The 16,462-nt window shown below is 68.8% G+C and carries 18 protein-coding genes; 4 read left to right on the top strand and 14 right to left on the bottom strand.

Annotated elements, in window-relative coordinates; all coding sequences use genetic code 11:
- Positions 1-8: 8 nt before the first annotated feature.
- Positions 9-920 (bottom strand): methylenetetrahydrofolate reductase [NAD(P)H], encoded by a 912-nt coding sequence (metF, locus tag AB8K43_RS05295; RefSeq protein ID WP_370892206.1) that lies wholly within the window; start codon positions 918-920, stop codon positions 9-11.
- Between the two features lie 120 nt (positions 921-1,040).
- Between metF and AB8K43_RS05300 the strand changes: the two genes are divergently transcribed.
- On the top strand, positions 1,041-2,147 hold the full coding sequence (locus AB8K43_RS05300) for a polyprenyl synthetase family protein (protein WP_370892208.1): 1,107 nt from the start codon (positions 1,041-1,043) through the stop codon (positions 2,145-2,147).
- Positions 2,148-2,163: 16 nt separating this feature from the next.
- Here the strand turns inward: AB8K43_RS05300 and AB8K43_RS05305 are convergent, their stop codons facing one another.
- On the bottom strand, positions 2,164-2,529 hold the full coding sequence (locus tag AB8K43_RS05305; RefSeq protein ID WP_370892210.1) for an Rv2175c family DNA-binding protein: 366 nt from the start codon (positions 2,527-2,529) through the stop codon (positions 2,164-2,166).
- Positions 2,530-2,574: 45 nt separating this feature from the next.
- Here AB8K43_RS05305 and pknB point away from each other — a divergent pair, with 45 nt between their 5' ends.
- Complete coding sequence (gene pknB, locus AB8K43_RS05310) at positions 2,575-4,515, top strand: Stk1 family PASTA domain-containing Ser/Thr kinase (RefSeq protein WP_370892212.1); 1,941 nt, start codon at positions 2,575-2,577, stop codon at positions 4,513-4,515.
- Here the strand turns inward: pknB and AB8K43_RS05315 are convergent.
- The 4 genes from AB8K43_RS05315 to AB8K43_RS05330 all read right to left on the bottom strand — a co-directional run bounded on the left by AB8K43_RS05315 (position 4,512) and on the right by AB8K43_RS05330 (position 8,630).
- A complete protein-coding gene (locus AB8K43_RS05315) occupies positions 4,512-5,867 on the bottom strand; it encodes a class II 3-deoxy-7-phosphoheptulonate synthase (protein ID WP_370892214.1) in 1,356 nt (451 codons plus the stop codon). The genes pknB and AB8K43_RS05315 overlap by 4 nt on opposite strands.
- Before the next feature lie 71 nt (positions 5,868-5,938).
- On the bottom strand, positions 5,939-6,640 hold the full coding sequence (locus tag AB8K43_RS05320) for a response regulator (protein WP_370892217.1): 702 nt from the start codon (positions 6,638-6,640) through the stop codon (positions 5,939-5,941).
- On the bottom strand, positions 6,637-7,824 hold the full coding sequence (gene macS / locus AB8K43_RS05325) for a MacS family sensor histidine kinase (protein ID WP_370892219.1): 1,188 nt from the start codon (positions 7,822-7,824) through the stop codon (positions 6,637-6,639). The genes AB8K43_RS05320 and macS overlap by 4 nt, the downstream gene beginning before the upstream one ends.
- Positions 7,821-8,630, bottom strand: a complete 810-nt coding sequence (locus AB8K43_RS05330) for a lysophospholipid acyltransferase family protein (protein WP_370892769.1) — start codon at positions 8,628-8,630, stop codon at positions 7,821-7,823. Before AB8K43_RS05330 ends, macS begins: the two co-directional genes overlap by 4 nt.
- A gap of 118 nt (positions 8,631-8,748) precedes the next feature.
- Between AB8K43_RS05330 and AB8K43_RS05335 the strand changes: the two genes are divergently transcribed.
- Positions 8,749-9,297: a hypothetical protein gene (locus tag AB8K43_RS05335; RefSeq protein ID WP_370892221.1), complete on the top strand. Its 549-nt coding sequence runs from the start codon at positions 8,749-8,751 to the stop codon at positions 9,295-9,297.
- Positions 9,298-9,338: 41 nt separating this feature from the next.
- Here AB8K43_RS05335 and AB8K43_RS05340 read toward each other — a convergent pair whose 3' ends face one another.
- From AB8K43_RS05340 to AB8K43_RS05370, 7 genes are read right to left on the bottom strand one after another with little or no spacing between them, the layout of a single operon-like run.
- Positions 9,339-10,013, bottom strand: coding sequence for an endonuclease/exonuclease/phosphatase family protein (locus AB8K43_RS05340; protein ID WP_370892223.1), 675 nt, complete (start codon positions 10,011-10,013; stop codon positions 9,339-9,341).
- 55 nt (positions 10,014-10,068) lie between these two features.
- Entirely contained in the window at positions 10,069-11,043 is a 975-nt protein-coding gene (locus tag AB8K43_RS05345) for an ROK family glucokinase (RefSeq protein WP_370892225.1), read from the bottom strand.
- A 5-nt stretch (positions 11,044-11,048) separates the two neighbouring features.
- On the bottom strand, positions 11,049-12,020 hold the full coding sequence (locus AB8K43_RS05350; protein ID WP_370892228.1) for an ROK family protein: 972 nt from the start codon (positions 12,018-12,020) through the stop codon (positions 11,049-11,051).
- Positions 12,017-12,304, bottom strand: coding sequence for a hypothetical protein (locus tag AB8K43_RS05355; RefSeq protein WP_370892229.1), 288 nt, complete (start codon positions 12,302-12,304; stop codon positions 12,017-12,019). Before AB8K43_RS05355 ends, AB8K43_RS05350 begins: the two co-directional genes overlap by 4 nt.
- On the bottom strand, positions 12,301-13,200 hold the full coding sequence (locus tag AB8K43_RS05360) for a hypothetical protein (protein WP_370892231.1): 900 nt from the start codon (positions 13,198-13,200) through the stop codon (positions 12,301-12,303). The genes AB8K43_RS05355 and AB8K43_RS05360 overlap by 4 nt, the downstream gene beginning before the upstream one ends.
- Positions 13,201-13,231: 31 nt before the next feature.
- Positions 13,232-13,675 (bottom strand): SRPBCC family protein, encoded by a 444-nt coding sequence (locus AB8K43_RS05365; RefSeq protein WP_370892233.1) that lies wholly within the window; start codon positions 13,673-13,675, stop codon positions 13,232-13,234.
- 9 nt (positions 13,676-13,684) lie between these two features.
- Complete coding sequence (locus AB8K43_RS05370) at positions 13,685-14,110, bottom strand: hypothetical protein (RefSeq protein WP_370892235.1); 426 nt, start codon at positions 14,108-14,110, stop codon at positions 13,685-13,687.
- Positions 14,111-14,260: 150 nt separating this feature from the next.
- On the opposite strand from AB8K43_RS05370, the gene AB8K43_RS05375 reads away from it, so the two are divergent.
- On the top strand, positions 14,261-16,048 hold the full coding sequence (locus tag AB8K43_RS05375) for a long-chain fatty acid--CoA ligase (RefSeq protein ID WP_370892237.1): 1,788 nt from the start codon (positions 14,261-14,263) through the stop codon (positions 16,046-16,048).
- An 18-nt stretch (positions 16,049-16,066) separates the two neighbouring features.
- On the opposite strand, the gene AB8K43_RS05380 is transcribed toward AB8K43_RS05375, so the two are convergent.
- Positions 16,067-16,357 (bottom strand): hypothetical protein, encoded by a 291-nt coding sequence (locus AB8K43_RS05380; RefSeq protein ID WP_370892239.1) that lies wholly within the window; start codon positions 16,355-16,357, stop codon positions 16,067-16,069.
- Positions 16,358-16,462: the final 105 nt, after the last annotated feature.

The raw sequence follows: 16,462 nt of genomic DNA on the forward strand, positions 1-16,462 counted from the left end.
CGAGCCCGTCACGCCCACCAGGAGAGCAAGTTCTGGTGGACCTCGAGGGTCGCCGTCGAACGATTCATCGTGATGAAGTGGATGCCCGGCGCGCCTTCGCGGAGCATCCGCTCGGCGAGCTCGGTCGCGATCTGGACGCCCACCTCGCGCACCGCGGCCGGGTCGCCATCGACCGCGGAGAGGCGCTCGACGACCGTCTTCGGAAGCGGGGTACCCATGAGCTCAGACATCCGCGCGATCTGGCGAACATTGGTGACGGGCATCAGCCCCGGCGTGATCGGCAGGTCGCGATGCGCGGCCACCGCATCGCGCAGACGAAGGTAGGTGTCGGCGTCGAAGACCATCTGGGTGATCGCGAAGGTGGCGCCGGCGTCGGCCTTGCGCACCAGGGTCTCGACATCCTGCTCGATCGAGGAGGACTCGGGGTGGCCGTCGGGGAAGGCCGCGACCCCCACTTCGATATCGCTCTCCTCGCGGATCAGGCGCACGAGTTCGTCGGCGTGGCTCAACCCTTCCCGGTGGGCCACCCAGGTGCCGCGCACATCGCCCGGAGGGTCGCCGCGCAGCGCCAGCACGTGCTCGACCCCCGCTGCCTGGTAGTCGGCGATGACCTCTCGCAGCTGCGCGACCGAGGCGCCAACGCAGGTGAGGTGGGCAAGCGGGGTGAGCGATGTGCCGCTCGCAATCTGCTCGGTCACCCGCACGGTCCGGTCCTGGGTCGTGCCCCCCGCCCCATAGGTCACCGAGACGAAGTCGGGCTCGACCTCCTCAAGCCGGTGGATCGCCTCCCACAAGACGGCTTCGCCCGCGTCATCCTTCGGCGGGAAAAACTCAAAGCTCACCGATGCCCGCTGGGCGGCGAGGCGTTGCGGGATGCGCGCTCCGGGGTCGGCGAAGGGTGCGGTAGATCCTGCGGTCATGGCCGCGACGATAGAGCACGCAGATCGCCGTAGGCTGGCCAGTCACATACCGTGAACCTCGGGTGGTCACCTCCCGGCCCCCCGCTGCTCGATTCACCGACGACCGATGGAGCCCTCCCAGTGTCGACGCGACGCGACCCCTTGGCCGCCGCTGACCTGCGCCCGCGTGTCCAGGCCCGCCTCGATGCGGTCCTCGCCGAGCAGCGCGAACTGCTCGCCGAGGTCGGCCCCGACGTGGCGGATCTCACGACGCCGATCACCGACCTGCTGCGGGGAGGCAAGCGTCTGCGCGCCGCCTTCCTCTACTGGGGGTGGCGGGTCGCGGGTGCTCCCGACGAGGGCCGCGATGACGAAGGGGTGATCGCGCTCGCCGCCTCGATGGAGCTCTTCCAGGCCGCTGCGCTCATCCACGACGACGTGATGGATGACAGCGACACCCGCCGCGGGCTCCCCGCCGCTCATCGGGTCATGGCCGCCGACCACGCCGAGCGGGCCTGGCGCGGTGACCCCGATCGCTTTGGCCTTGCCGGCGCTTTGCTCGCCGGCAACCTCTGCCTCGTGTGGTGCGATGACCTCTACGAAGAAAGCGGGGTCGACCCGGTGGCCCTGGCGGCGGCGCGGCCGGTCTTCCACCGAATGCGCACTCAACTGATGGCGGGTCAGTTCATCGATGTCGTCGAATCCATGCGCCCGTGGACCGGTCTCGGCCACGACGAGCGGGTCCAGCGTGCGCGGCACGTGATCCGGTACAAGAGCGCGAAGTACTCGATCGAGCACCCTCTTCTCATCGGCGCGACGGCCGGCGGGGCGAGCGCCGCCGACCTGGACCACCTCTCGGACTATGGGCTGGCGCTCGGCGAGGCCTTCCAGTTGCGCGATGACATCCTCGGTGTGTTTGGCGACCCCGAGACGACCGGTAAGCCCGCGGGTGACGACCTGCGAGAAGGCAAGCGCACGGTCCTCGTGGCCCGCACGCTCGCAGCCTGTAGCGACGACGAGGCGGCGGTGCTCGAGGCGAGTCTTGGGGACGGAGCGCTCACCGAAAGCCAGGTCGATGACCTCCGCGAGATCATGACCCGCTCCGGCGCGGTCGCGGCAGTGGAATCCGATATCGACCGGCTGATCGAGCGGGCCCACCAGGCCCTGCAGGCCACCACGGGCCTCGACCCCGAGGCGCTCGAGGTCCTGCACGAACTCATCGACGCGACCACGGCCCGGCAGGCCTAGGAGGGCTGCGCTCGGTCTAGAGCGCCTCTTCCATCGCGCGACGGCGAACCTCGGTCTTGTGCCCGGCGCGGATCGACTCGATCGGGGTGGGGCCACCCGGGAGGGTGTCATCGGCGGTGAAGAGCCACTCGATGATCTCGTCGTCGCTGAAGCCGCCGTCGGCAAGGACGGTCACCGTCCCGCGAAGGGCGGGCAGGACCCCTTCGTCGTCGAGGAACTTCTCCGGGACCGCGACCACCTGCCGCGGCCCCACCCGCGAGGCGATGAGTTCGCGGTCCTCGATCAGCCCGCGGACCCGCGACAGCGGCAGGCCAAGGCGCTCGGCCAGGTCGGGGACGGTCAGCCAGGAGCCGACGAGTTCTTCAAGAGACGGGGAAGACACGCCGGACAGTCTGCCATCGAGGCGCGGACTCTTACACTTCATCCCGTGGTATCTGTGGCGCCTGGCTCTCGCACCGCGCCCGTCGGCGAGGTCATCGACGGGCGCTATCGCGTGCTCGAGCACCTCGCGACCGGTGGGATGGCCGCTGTCTACCTCGCGACCGACCTGCGCCTTGAGCGTGAGGTCGCCCTGAAGATCATGCGCGCCGACCTCGCGACCGATGAGGCCTTCGTCTCCCGGTTCCGCCGCGAGGCTCGCGCCGCCGCTCGCCTCGCCCACCCCAATGTCGTCGCCGTCCTCGACCAGGGCGAGCAGGACTCCATGGTGTGGCTCGCCATGGAGTACGTCCCCGGGCGGACGCTGCGCCAGGTGCTGACCGCCGAGGGTCCGCTCAGCCCGCGCGCCGCGCTCGACCTCCTCGAACCGATGCTGACCGGTCTCGCGAGCGCTCACGACGCCGGGTACATCCACCGGGATATCAAGCCCGAAAACGTCCTCCTGCGCGAGGACGGGGTGGTCAAGGTCGCCGACTTTGGTCTGGCGCGCGCCGTGCACGTCGGTGGGGCCACGGCGACCAGCGGGGTCATCCTCGGCACGGTCTCTTATCTCTCCCCCGAACAGGTCGAGCGCGGCATCGCCGATGCCCGCAGCGATGTGTACGCCTCCGGGCTGCTCCTCTATGAACTGTTGACCGGCCGGCGGGCTGTCGATGGCGAGAACCCGGTCCATGTCGCCTTCCAGCATGTCCACGAGTCGGTCCCCGCACCCTCGCTCGTCGTGCCCGACCTGCCGCGAGAACTCGATGATCTCGTCGAACTCGCGACCCACCGCGACCCAGACGAGCGCCCGAACGATGCCCGCGCCCTGCTGGCTGAGGTCCACCGCACGCGCGCTCTGCTGAACGACGCCGACCTCGACACCCGCCCGCAGGCGCCCGCGGTCTCGGCCGCGCCGGTCGCGACCCGCCAGCTCCCACCGAGCGGGGTCTCCGACAAGGGCACCGCGGTGGTCCCGCTACCTCCGAAGGAGATCGCGACGACGAAGGCGACGGGGAAGGGGGATCGTCCGCCCCCTTCGGCGGCCGTCCGCGCGCGCCGACGCACGCTCCTTCGCAGCGCGGTGGTCGCGGCCCTGCTGATCCTCGCCCTCGTGACCGGGGGCGTCTGGTACTACGCGCTCGGTCCGGGCTCCCCCACCGTCGTACCGACCCTGGAGGGCAAGAACCAGTCCGAGGTCGAGGCCCTGCTCGGCTCGGCCGACCTTCGCCTGTCTCGGAAGGAGGCCTACGACGAGGACATCCCCCGCGGGATCGTGATCACCACCAATCCGGTGTCCGGAGCAGAGGTCAACCGGCGCTCCGACGTGATCGTGACCTTCTCCCGTGGGCCGGAGCGCTACGAGGTCCCGAGCCTTGCCGGTGCGACCGAGAAGGAAGCCAAGGACCTGCTCGCCAAGGACCACCTCGCGGTTGGCAACACGACCCGCCAATACAGCGAGACCGTCGCTAAGGGACGGATCCTTCGCACCGATCCCGATACCGGCACCTCCCTGCGCCCCGACTCACGGGTGAACCTCGTGGTGAGCCGCGGACCCGAACCCATCACCGTCCCGACGGTCGTCGGCAAGGCCTTCGACGAGGCCGAATCCGCGCTCACCGGCGTGGGGCTCAAGGCCGTTCGCGGCACCGAGGTCTTTGACCAGAAGGTCCCGAAGGGGGCCGTCGTTCGCCAAGACCCCGGCGCCGACGGGACGGTCCGCCGCGGGACCGAGGTGACGCTCACCATCTCCAAGGGCCCGGAGATGGTCACTATCCCGAAGGTGATGGGCATGAGCCGAGCAGCCGCGACCCGCGAGTTGGAGGCCGCCGGCCTCAAGGTGCGCGTCCAGGCCTTCCTCGGCGGTCCCTTGGACGAGGTCCGCGCGGTCGACCCGAAGGTCGGCGCGTCGGTGCCGAAGGGCAGCACCGTCACGCTCCTGATCGTCTAGCCCGCCCGCTCGGCGAGCATCTCGGCGACGAGGAAGGCCAGCTCGAGGCTCTGCTGGTGGTTCAGGCGAGGGTCGCAGAGGCTCTCGTAGCGCTTGTTGAGGTCCTCATCGAGGATCGGCAGCGAACCGCCAATGCACTCGGTCACGTCGTTGCCAGTGAGTTCGACGTGGATCCCGCCCGGCACCGTCCCGAGCGCCGCGTGGACCTCGAAGAAGCCGCGCACCTCGTCGACCACGTCATCGAAGCGACGGGTCTTAAAGCCCGAGGCGGACTCGAAGGTGTTGCCGTGCATCGGGTCGCAGATCCAGGTGATGAGTGAGCCGGTGTCCTGAGTGGCCTTGATGATCTCGGGGAGAGCCTCGCGGATCGTGCCAGCCCCCATCCGGGTGATGAAGGTGAGCCGACCGGGTTCGCGGTGCGGGTCGAGCAGGTCGATCGTGCGGCGCAGATCGTCCAGATCGATCTTGTCCGAGACCTTCATCCCGATCGGGTTGCGCACCTTGGAGATGAAGTCCAAGTGCGCTCCGCCGACGTCCCGGGTGCGCTCCCCTACCCAGAGGAAGTGCCCGGAGGTGTCGTAGAGCTGCCCGGTGCGGTGATCGACGCGGGTCATCGGGTGCTCGTAGTCAAGAAGCAGGGCCTCGTGCGCGCAGAAGAAGTCGACCCCCTTCATCGCCTCGAAGTCCACACCACAGGCCGCCATGAAGCGCATGGCCTTGTCGATATCGCGCGCGAGCCGGTCGTACCGGTGGTTCGCCGAGGTGGCGGCCCACCCGCGGTTCCAGTCGTGGACGTGACGTAGATCGGCGAAACCGCCACGGGTGAAGGCGCGCACGAGGTTCAGCGTCGCGGCGCTCGCGTGGTACCCCCGCACGAGGCGCTGCGGGTCATTGGCCCGCGCCGCTGGGGTGAATTCGAAGTCGTTGACCATGTCACCGCGGTAGGCGGGCAGGGTCACGCCGTCGCGGGTTTCGGTGGACTTAGACCGAGGCTTGGCGTACTGACCGGCCATCCGGCCGACCTTGACGACCGGGAGCCCGGCGCCATAGGTCAAAACGGCCGCCATCTGCAGGATCGTCTTGACGCGGTCGCGAATGTTGTCGGCGGTGGCGCTGGCGAAGGTCTCCGCACAGTCGCCGCCTTGCAACACGAAGGCCTCGCCGATCGCGGCCTTGGCCATCCGGTCGCGGAGGTCATCGCATTCTCCGGCGAAGACGAGCGGGGGGTACTGGGCCAGGGTGCTCACGGCCTCATCGAGAGCGACGGGGTCGGGCCACTCCGGCTGCTGGGCGGCAGGCAGGTCGACGGCGAGTTGGTCACGCAGATCGGGGCTCGGTAAAGCGGTTGTCACCGGATAAGGATAGGCACGCCGTAGCACACGCCCCACGCCAGGTCCATCTGCTGGGCGAGAAAAAGCCTGCCCTACACGTCGTGGAGGCCCCGGCTGATGGCGAAGCGGGTGAGCTCGACCCGGTTGTGCAGGTGCAACTTGCCGAGGATGTTTTGGACGTGGTTTTGCACGGTTCGGTGCGAGATCGTGAGGTCGGCGGCGATCTCCTTGGCCGTCATCCCCATCGCCACATAGCGCAGGATCTCGGTCTCGCGGTCCGTCAGTTCGGGCACCGCGCTCTCCGGTTCGCTCAGGGTGGTGCCGGTCTGCGGGTGAGCCTCGGTGGCGCGCGCCGTGCTGCGCATCTGCCGGAACTCGCCGAGCACGAGACCGGCGAGGCCCGGAGTGAACACCGCTTCTCCGGCCGCGGTCTCACGCACGGCCGCGACGATCTGCGCGCTGGAAGCCGATTTCACAAGGTACCCCGAGGCCCCGGCCTTGATCGCCGCGAGGACATCATTCTCCTCGCCGCTCGCCGAGAGGATGAGCACGTGGGTTGGCAGGTCACTGATCGCCCGGCACACCTCGTCGCCGCGCAGCCCGGGGAGGTGGAGGTCTAAGACGAGGACGTCAGGGACCGTCGCCCGGGTCCGGTTGACCGCACCCGGACCATCGGCGGCGGTGCCGACGACGGTCAGACCCTGCGCTTCGAGATCACGCACGAGCGCATCTCGCCACAGCGGGTGGTCATCGGCAACGAGGACGGTCGGTTCGCGGCTTCCGGCATCGGTCATGGACCCGAGCCTTGCGCATAGACCCCATGCGGCGCACCCGATTCGCGACGATGGGGGATCCGCATCGTGACGGTGCATCCGGCGCCCGGCCGCGAACTCCAGGTGGCATCGCCGCCCACGTCCCGAAGTCGTCCTCGAATGGACCCGCTGGCGCCGATTCGCCCTTCCGAAGCGGCCTCTACGAGGCGACCCGGGGCGACCCCGACCCCGTCGTCGCGGATGATCACCTGCAGTTCGTCGTCGTCCTGGTCGAGCAACACCCAGGCCCTCGCGTCCGCTCCGGCGTGCTGGCGAACGTTGTCGAGAGCCGCGGCGACGGCGGCGTCGACCTCGGTCGCCACCGCTGCTTGGATTTCGAGGGGCCCGGCCGGCAGCACCACGTCGACTCGGTCGGTGCGGTGCCGGGCGAGGGTCGCCGCGAGATCGACCTGGTCGCCGGCCCGATCGACGGCGGGCTCGTAGCGGGTGACGAGCGTGCGGAGGGACCGCTCCTGCTCGGCAGCGAGGTCCGCCAACTCCACCGACGCGCCGCCGATCTCCCGACCGCGCCGGTTGATGTACGCCAGGGACTGCAAGACCCCGTCGTGGACGGCCCGAGCGATGCGTTCGCGTTCGCTCAGCCGTTCGCGGGCCGTCAGGGCAGCCTCGAGTCGGTTCTGGCTCTCCCGGGCGAGGTTGACGGCCAGGCCGATCAAGATCCCAAGGAGGTAGAGCAGGACGATGTTGTGGCGCGTGAGTTCGTTAGGCTCGGCGACTTGGATCAGGTCGGCGATCGCGATGATCGTCGCGATGATCACGCCCCCGCGAATGCCCGAAAATAGGGCCCCCGCCATGACGGCGGCCCCGGCCCACACGCCGGGGATGGTCGCGACCCCGGCGGCGAGCGCCTCCTCGCTGTAGACGACATTGGTGAGCAGAATGCCGGCCACGACAAGGAGGGTTTCGACCGCGAGCGCGACGCGGCTCGGGCGGGGAAACCACGGCGCGACGAGCGACCAGGCGATGAGCGCCGCGAAGGTGAGCGTCAAGATCACCGGCCGAACCACCTGATCGCGGTTCATCATGATGATCACGCCCGCGTACCCGAGGGCGAGGAAACGGTAGACGGCCAACCCGCGCCCGGCGGTGCTGTCAAACAGCGGCGAGGGCGCGTAACGGCGAGCGTGGCCGTCGAGTTCGCTCAACTCTCGTCGTCCGCCCAAGGGGACCGCTCCCGCGATGAGCCTTCGGCGCTATCGAGCGCGTCCTCGAGCTCGCTGACGGCCCGTCCCGGCTCGGCCGCAGCCTTGCGCTCACGGGCCAGATGCCGGGCCCGCGTCAGCAGGCGCTCCTTCATCGAGGTGGCGTACATATCCACGTACTCCTGCTCGGAAAGGCGCATCAGGTCATACATGATCTCGTCGGTGACCGAGCGCAACACGAACCGGTCGCCTTCCATCCCCGCGTACCGCGAGAAGTCCAAGGGCTCGCCGATCCGGACCCCGACGCGCATGATCTTCGGGATGATCTTGCCGGTCGGTTGGGCCTTGTCGGTGTCGATCATCGCGACGGGGATGACCGGGACCCCGGCAGTAAGAGCCATCCGCGCGACCCCGGTCCGGCCGCGGTAGAGGCGCGAGTCGGGCGAGCGGGTCCCTTCGGGATAGAGGCCGAGGAGATCGCCGCGGGCGAGTACCTTCGTGCCCGCCTTCAGCGCCGCCTCGCTCGCCGATCCGCCGGAGCGGTCGATCGGCAGCTGTCCGACACCGCGAAAGAAACTCGCGGTGAGGCGACCCTTGATCCCTTCGCCGGTGAAGTAGTCGGCCTTCGCGAGGAAGGTCACCCGGCGATCGAGAACCATCGGCAAAAAGATCGAGTCCGAGAAGGAGAGATGGTTGCTCGCGAGGATGGCGGCCCCCTCGGCGGGGATGTGCTCTTTGCCTTCGACCCATGGGCGGAAGAGCACCGTGAGGATCGGGGTGAGGATGACCTTCAGCAACCAATAGAACAACGCTCCGCCTTCCTCGAATGTGACGCGTCGCACTCTACGGCACAGTAACGTCCGGGCGCCTGCCCCATCTCACGGGTCACACCATCGTCCGCACGACGCTCGTGCGAGGATTTGCGCCATGGCGCGACCAGAGGGCACCACCCCGCGCGACGATGGGCCGGAGATCGACGCGGCCTTCGCGCAGATCGTCGCGCGCCTGCGCGAGTCGGAGCAGTCCGATCACGACCTGCCCTCCCCCGATCCGGCGCCACCGGACCGGCCTGCACCGGACAGCAGGCCGCCGGCGAAGCCAGGGGTCAACCCCTCCCCGTTTGCTGATTCGCCCCCGCCCGCCCCACCGGCGCCGGTGCCGTGGCGAGTCGACCCCACCGGCTCGGTCGCCGATGCCCTCCTCGGGGATCAGGAGTGGGCAGGTGAGGACCCCGACGAACGGTTTGTCCCAGGACCAACCGCTCCCCTGCCGCCGCGTCGTGACCGGACCTTCTGGATCGCGCTGCTGGGCCTCACGATCGGCCCCGCCCTGGTGATCTGGGTGGCGCTCGTCGGGCCGGGCGGCAGCACGCTCATGCGGATCGGGATCATCACGATGGTCGCCGGCTCCATCGCGCTCGTTCTGCGCCAACCCACGCGTCGCGGCGAGGACCCTGACAACGGCGCCCGGGTCTAGCCCCAGCGCGGTTTAGGAGTCCGTAGATTCGACGGGATCCTTTAGGGCGTCGTCACGTCGACCCAGATCGGCAGATGGTCGGTCCCGGCCACCAGATCCTGAGCGACGAGCTGGACCGGTGCGTGGTCGTGTGCGGTGAGATCGGGCGAGGCGAGGATCGCGTCGAGCACCCGGTCCGGGCCCCACGACGGATAGGTCGCCTCGATCACCGACACCGGACGCAGGCGCTCGGTCAGGAGGGCCCACGCCGGGCCGTCTTCCTGCTCGTTGAGATCGCCCCCGACCAGCATCGGGTCCCCGGCGCTGCTCAGCACGTCGAGGATGGTGCGCGCGTGGCGGACTCGCTCGGCGGGGTCGAGGCTGAGGTGGACGCTCGCCACGCTGACCGGCGACCCGCCGAAGGGGGCGACCCGAGCGATCGCGAAGCCACGAGCATCCAGCCGGCTCACCGTCGGCAAGCGATGGTGCGACACCTGCAGCGTCCGTACCCGGGGCGAGGTGAGGATGCTCGTCTGTCCGCTGCGGGTCTCCCGCCCCGCCCAGACCAATCCGGTGCGGCGGGCCAGATCGGTCACCCGCATCGCGATCGGCCAAAAACGCGGGATCTCTTGCACGCACAAGACATCCGGATCGATCGCCCGGATCGTGCGCACGAGCGCGCCAACATCGTCTTGTAGGGCCCGCACGTTGTAACTCGCTACCCGAAGTCGTGTCACGGGCACACCGCCTCTTGATCGACCTGGACCTCTGACGCACAAGCGCTGCGCTCAATCATCGCGGCCCCAGATGCTCAACCCGCGCGAGGTCCGCCGCGCCGATCAGTCCGGCATCCGGACCGAGTCGGGCCCCCACGATTCGGGCCACCGGCCGGTAGCCACGCCCGGTCAATTGTTTGGCGAGCCGTTCGCGAGCCGGCTCAAGGAGCAGTTCTCCCGCCGCGCTCACGCCGCCGCCGATGACAAACAGCTCGGGGTCGAGGGCCGCCGCGAGATTGGCGATGCCTCGGCCCAGCCAGTCCCCGACCTCGGCGAGCAACTCCCTCGCCGTGCGATCCCCATCTCGCGCTGCCTCGGTGATCATTGGCCCGGTCAACGCGGCGGGATCCCCCTTCGCCCGCGTCGCGAGTTCGCTGGCGAGCGGGGACTGCGCGGCGACCATCGAGCGCGCCTCGCGAACCAGAGCATTGCCGGACGAGTACTGCTCCCAACAGCCCTTGTTGCCACACTCGCACCGCAGCCCACCACGCACGACTTGCATATGGCCGTACTCGCCAGCGAGCCCGTAGCGCCCGCGCGCTAAGTGCCCCGCGACCAATAGGGCGCCACCGATCCCCGTCCCGAGGGTGATCATCACGACCTCTGCATGACCATGGGCGGCGCCATAGCGATACTCGGCCCAGAGCGCGGCGTTGGCATCGTTGTCGACGGTGACCGGCCGACCGGTCCGCTCGCTCATCCGGTCCCGGAGCGGCTCGTTGCGCCATGACAGGTGGGGAGCAAAGACCACAGTCCCGCGGTCAGCGGAGACGAAGCCCGCGGCCCCGATCCCGACCGCCTCGGGCTCGACGCCCTCGTGCCGGGCGAGGAGTTCGTCGATCACCGCCATGATCGTCTCCTCGACGACGGCGGGCTCGCGCGAGCGATCAGGAGTATCGCGCCGAGCGCGCTCGAGGATCCGGCCCCGCGCGTCGACAACGCCGCCGCTCACCTTCGTCCCCCCGATATCGATCCCAATCGTGGTCGACACCGCGGCTACCCTCCCGCGACGCGCTCATGAGCGAGCGCGCCCGCTCCGACCATCCCGGCGTCATTGCCGAGCATCGCGGCGACCAGTTCCGGCGAAGGGCGGTGGCCGCGACCGGTGAGGTGTTTCGAAAAGGAGGTGCGAGCCGGTCCGATCAGGAGGTCTCCGGCCGCCGCGACTCCGCCCCCGATCACGATGAGGCGCGGATCTAACACCGCGCACACCGACGCGATCCCCTGGCCAAGGCGAGTCCCCAGATCTTCGAGCAGTTCGGTAGCCGCCAGGTCTCCGGCCTCCGCCAAGCGAGTGACATCGTGGCCGCGCAAGGCATCCGGATCACCGCCGCACGCCTCGCGCAGCGCCTCACCCATCGGGGACTGAGACGCCACGAGCTCACGGGCGTTGCGCGCCAACGCATTCCCCGACGCGTAGACCTCAAGGCAGCCCTTGTTGCCGCACCCGCACCGAGGTCCCCCGGGGTCGATCACGATGTGGCCGAGTTCGCCGCCAATGCCGAAGGCGCCGTGCAGCAGGCGATCGTCAACGATGCAGCCGCCGCCGACTCCGGTCCCGACGGTGAACAGGACCATGTCGTCGACGTCCCGGCCCGCGCCAAACCGGTACTCGCCCCACGCGGCGGCATTGGCGTCGTTTTCGATGATGACCGGCAGGTCGAGGCGATCCTCCAGCAAGGGGCCGAGGTGTAGATCCCGCCAGGGCAGATTCGGGGCGAACCAGACGTACCCGCGCCGGCTGTCCACGAAGGCGGCGCACGCGACCCCGACACCGACGATCTGCCCGTCGGCGGCGCCCTTCAACGTCGTGACGAGTTCGGCCGTTGCCGCGATGATCGCATCGGTCGACGCAGCCGGCGTGGTGATGCGCTCCGACGCGACGATCTGCCCATCGGGCGCGATCACGGCCCCGGCGATCTTGGTGCCACCGATATCGATACCGATGGTGAGCGGCCCGTTGCTCATCCGGCCTCCTCATGAGGTTCCCGGCCCGCGACCGGGCGGACCGGGTCATCGTCGTCGATGATGGGGATGATGACACCGGCGGTGTCGCGCACGCGAAGCGGTGCACCGAACTGCGGGTCATCATCATGCTCTCCGGTCAGATCCGTGAGCGCCGATCCGAGCATGCTCGCGCCGAGCAGCGCGCGGTCCAGGGCCTGCGGATCGCCGCTCGAGAGCACGCTCAGGTCCAGGTGCCCGAGGGCCTCGATGAGGTCGCGGAGGAGATCGTTCGGATCGGTGCTCACCGGGGCCACACCGCCTCGTCCGGGACCAGGTCGAGCGTCAGCACGCCTTCGCGCATGCCTGCCCTGGTCACCACGCAACGGCGCAGGACCGAAGGGAGCAGGTGAGTGCGCCGGCGTCCTGCCGAGGCGATGACGAGCTCATCATGATGGCGGCGCAGCTCGACGTCCTGGGCGTGCAGGCCAGGCAACTCGATCTCGTAGCGCCAGTGATCCCCTTCGCGCACCACGCGCGCGCCCGTCGTTCCCCGGTGGCCATCGCTCGCCCGGCGGGTCCGCTCGCGCCCCATCAGCGCGAGCGTGACATCCAGACCCGCGCTGGCCGCCGCGGCGGCCGGGCCTACCCCTGGGACATGGTGGATTCCGGTCTTGGGATCGCAAAGGAGCGCATCGAGATCCCGTAGCTCGGCGGCGACCTGGCGCAACGCGTCGAAGACATCCACGCCCGGACGGGGCAAGGTGCCGACACCGGTGGGGCCGATTAGCACACCCCAGCGAGCGACGACCGGGATCAGTGCGTCCAACGCCCGGGCCGCCCGCGCGGGAAGGGCGATCACCGAGCCCGGGTCGCACCGGGCGGGGATCTCCACAACGATCGTGCGCTCACCCATCGTGCGGAGTCCGGCCGCGAGCGCCGCCATTGCGGTCAGATCCTCCGGGAGGGCTCCGGCGACGAGGTCGGCGATGACCGGCCCGGGCAGATCCAGGCCAACGAGGAGCGCGCGCAGTCCCCCTTCGAGAGGCCGCAGACTCCCTCGGTCCTCGGCGAGGTCCCACGCCGAGGATGGGGTCGTCGCTCCCCAGGTCGCGTGCACCGGGTCGATGGCGTCGTCAAGGAGGGCGGCGACAAGCGCCGCCCGCTGCCCATCGTTGGACCCAGAGACGAAGTGCAAAGGCAAGGGGGTAGTGGTGGTCGAAGGCGGGGTGACCTCAGCCCTCCGCGCGCTTCTTCAGGTCTCGCAGCGCCGTGTCGACGATGATCTTCTCGGCCTTGCGCTTGATCATTCCGAGCATCGGGATCTTCACGTCCACCATCAATTGGTAGGTGACCGAGGTCCCGTCGCCGTCGGCGCGCAACTCGTAGGACCCGTCCATGGCCTTTAAGACATTGCCATCGACGAGCACCCACGACGCGACGCCGGTCCCGTCTTCGGTCACATCCCAGGTGTAGTCCAAGGTGTAGGTGTCTTTGATCGCACCGGCGTCGAGGGTGAAGCGGGCCCGGTCGGGCCAGCCGTCCCCATCTTCGGTCAAGACCTCGACCTGCTTGATCTCCTTGGCCCACTGCGGGTAGGCCTCCAGGTCGGCAATGATGTCGAGGACCTCGCCCGCGGGGGCGTTAATCACGATGCTGGATTTGGTGCTGTCGGCCATGCGCGGAGACTACCGCTCCCGGCCTTCGGCGTGGTCCTTCAGGGTATGGATCGCGCTCTTCCAGGACCGCGCATGACGTCGCTCGTAGGCGGTGGCCGCACGCTCGCTCGGCCAGTTCGGCCACGCGCGAGCGATCACCGTGGTCCACGGCGAAGGGGCCCTGGTGAGGCGTCCCTGGACGAAGTGATGGACCAGAGTTCCCTCCTTGACCTCTTCGAGCCAGATCTCCATCCGACCGACCACTTCGCCATCGATGTGCCAGTGCACACCCAGCGTTCCTCGGTCGAGGGTGACCTCGGGGGTGAGCCCCGGCCACACCACGGCGCTCGACATCCGGTCCAGCAGATCACGCACTCGGCGCGGGTCCGCGCGCACGAAGGTCTCATCGACGATGTCGATCACCGTCGGCGGGTGCACGCCGTGCGAGCTGTCCATATCTCCTCGATCTCGATCCTTCGGTGCCTCGGTCAGTATGTCGACCATCACCGCCAACTCCACCTGCGGTTTCCCGATCGGTAGGTAAACTCGCGCTAACCGCGCCGCCAAGGTGAGCAGTGGCGCACCCAAAATCAAAGGAGATTTTCTGTGCAGGACAGCGTGCGGCCCCGCCTCGTCGAGGGCAACCCGACCGATTCACTCGCAGACCTGCCGGGCCGGAACGCCCAAAACGACCCGCGACGCGTGGCCTTTTCGGTCAAGGAGCACGGCGGGTGGCGCGATATCACGACCACTCAATTTGATCAGGACGTGCGCGCGCTCGCCAAGGGCCTGATTGCGCAGGGCATCGAGGCCGGCGATCGGGTCGGGATCATGGCCCGCACGCGCTACGAGTGGACCCTCGCCGACTTCGCGATCTGGGTCGCCGGAGCCGTCAGTGTCCCGATCTATGAGACGAGCTCGGCCGAGCAGGTCCAGTGGATCGTGAGCGACTCCGGCGCCAAGGCGCTGATCGTCGAGACCGCGGCCCACAAGGCGGTCGCGGACGAGGCCCGCGTCGAAACCCCCAACCTCGCCCACCTGTGGGTCATCGACGATGGCGATCTTCAGTCGGTCTCCGATAGCGGCGCCGACATCGCCGACAGCCAGCTCCACGAGCGCATCGACTCGGTGCGCCGCGACAGCCTCGCGACGATCATTTACACCTCCGGGACGACGGGCCGGCCGAAGGGCTGCGAGCTGACCCACGACAACTTCCTCGGGCTGGCCGAGAACACCCTCGCCGAACTCGGGGACGTCGTCCAGCGCGATGGCGCCTCGACCCTGCTCTTCCTCCCCCTCGCGCACGTCTTCGCACGCTTCATCGAGGTGCTGTGCGTCACCGGCGAGGCGCGCATGGGTCACAGCGCGGATATCGCCAACATCTTGGAGGACTTCCAGGCCTTCCAGCCGACCTTCATTCTCGCCGTACCCCGCGTTTTCGAGAAGATCTACAACAAGGCCAACGAGACCGCGACGGCCGACGGCAAGGGCAAGATCTTCGCCAAGGCCGCCGACACCGCCATCGCCTGGTCGAAGGCCCAGGACACCGGTTCGGTGCCGCTGAATATCAAGCTCCAGCACGCCATCTTCGACAAGCTCGTCTACAGCAAGCTGCGCGCCAAGATGGGCAACCACGTTGAGTACGCGGTCTCCGGAGGCGCCCCGCTCGGTACCCGGCTCGGCCACTTCTTCCGAGGCATCGGCGTCACGATCCTCGAGGGCTACGGCCTCACCGAGACGACCGCACCGCTTAGCGTCAACGTCCCGGCCAAGGTCAAGATCGGCACCGTCGGCGCCCCGCTCCCCGGGGTGTCGGTGCGGATCGCCGAGGACGGCGAGATCTTGGTCCAGGGCGTCAACGTCATGCGCGGATACCGCGACAACGAGGCCGCCACCGCCGAGGCGCTGAAGGACGGCTGGTTCCACACCGGCGATATCGGCGAGCTCGACTCCGATGGCTACCTGAAGATCACCGGCCGCAAGAAGGAGATCCTCGTCACGGCCGGCGGTAAGAACGTCGCTCCGGCCGTGCTCGAAGACCGGTTGCGCGCGCACCCGATCATCTCCCAGTGCATGGTCGTCGGCGACGGCAAGCCCTTCATCGCGGCCCTGGTCACCCTGGACGAAGAGATGCTCCCGGGCTGGGCCGCCAACAACGGCCTCGGCACCATCACCGTCGAGCAGGCCCGGACCAATGAGACCGTGCTGGCCGAGATCCAAAAGGCGGTCGACGAGGCCAACAAGGCCGTCTCGAAGGCGGAGTCGATCCGCAAGTTCGCGATCTTGACCGACGACTTCACCGAGGACAACGGGACGCTCACCCCGTCGCTGAAGTTGAAGCGCAATATCGTGATGCGCGACTACGAGGACGAGATCGAAGCCCTCTACGGCTGAGGCGTCACGCCGACGGCTTTATCCCACCGCTTCGCGGTATGACGACCAGGGCTCGCGCCTCGCGCGGGCCCTGGTCGCTTCCGTCGCCGAGACGAGCCCACTGGCGACGAGGGCGGTGAGCGCCGCGCGCTCCCGGCGATCAATCGGCAGGTCCTCCCCGAGCTCGATCGCGACCTCGGACGGGCTGTGGCTTCGATCCGGCACCCAGGTCGCGGGACCTCCGCCCAGCGCGGTCACCATGCAGTCGGCGCAGCCCACGTGCTGAACGGGGCAGGTCGCGCAGTCGATCGTCAGATCCGTGCGAGCCATCTCGCACCTCCTTCGTGTCGATCCGTTCGAGCCGGAGCGGTTCTCCGGCGTCGAGAACGACGCTAGGGCGCGCCACCGACAACCCCGCTCGGTGGGCGTGGCGCC

Source organism: Janibacter sp. GXQ6167, assembly GCF_041365945.1.
In the GTDB taxonomy this organism is placed as follows: Bacteria; Actinomycetota; Actinomycetes; order Actinomycetales; family Dermatophilaceae; genus JBGFSK01.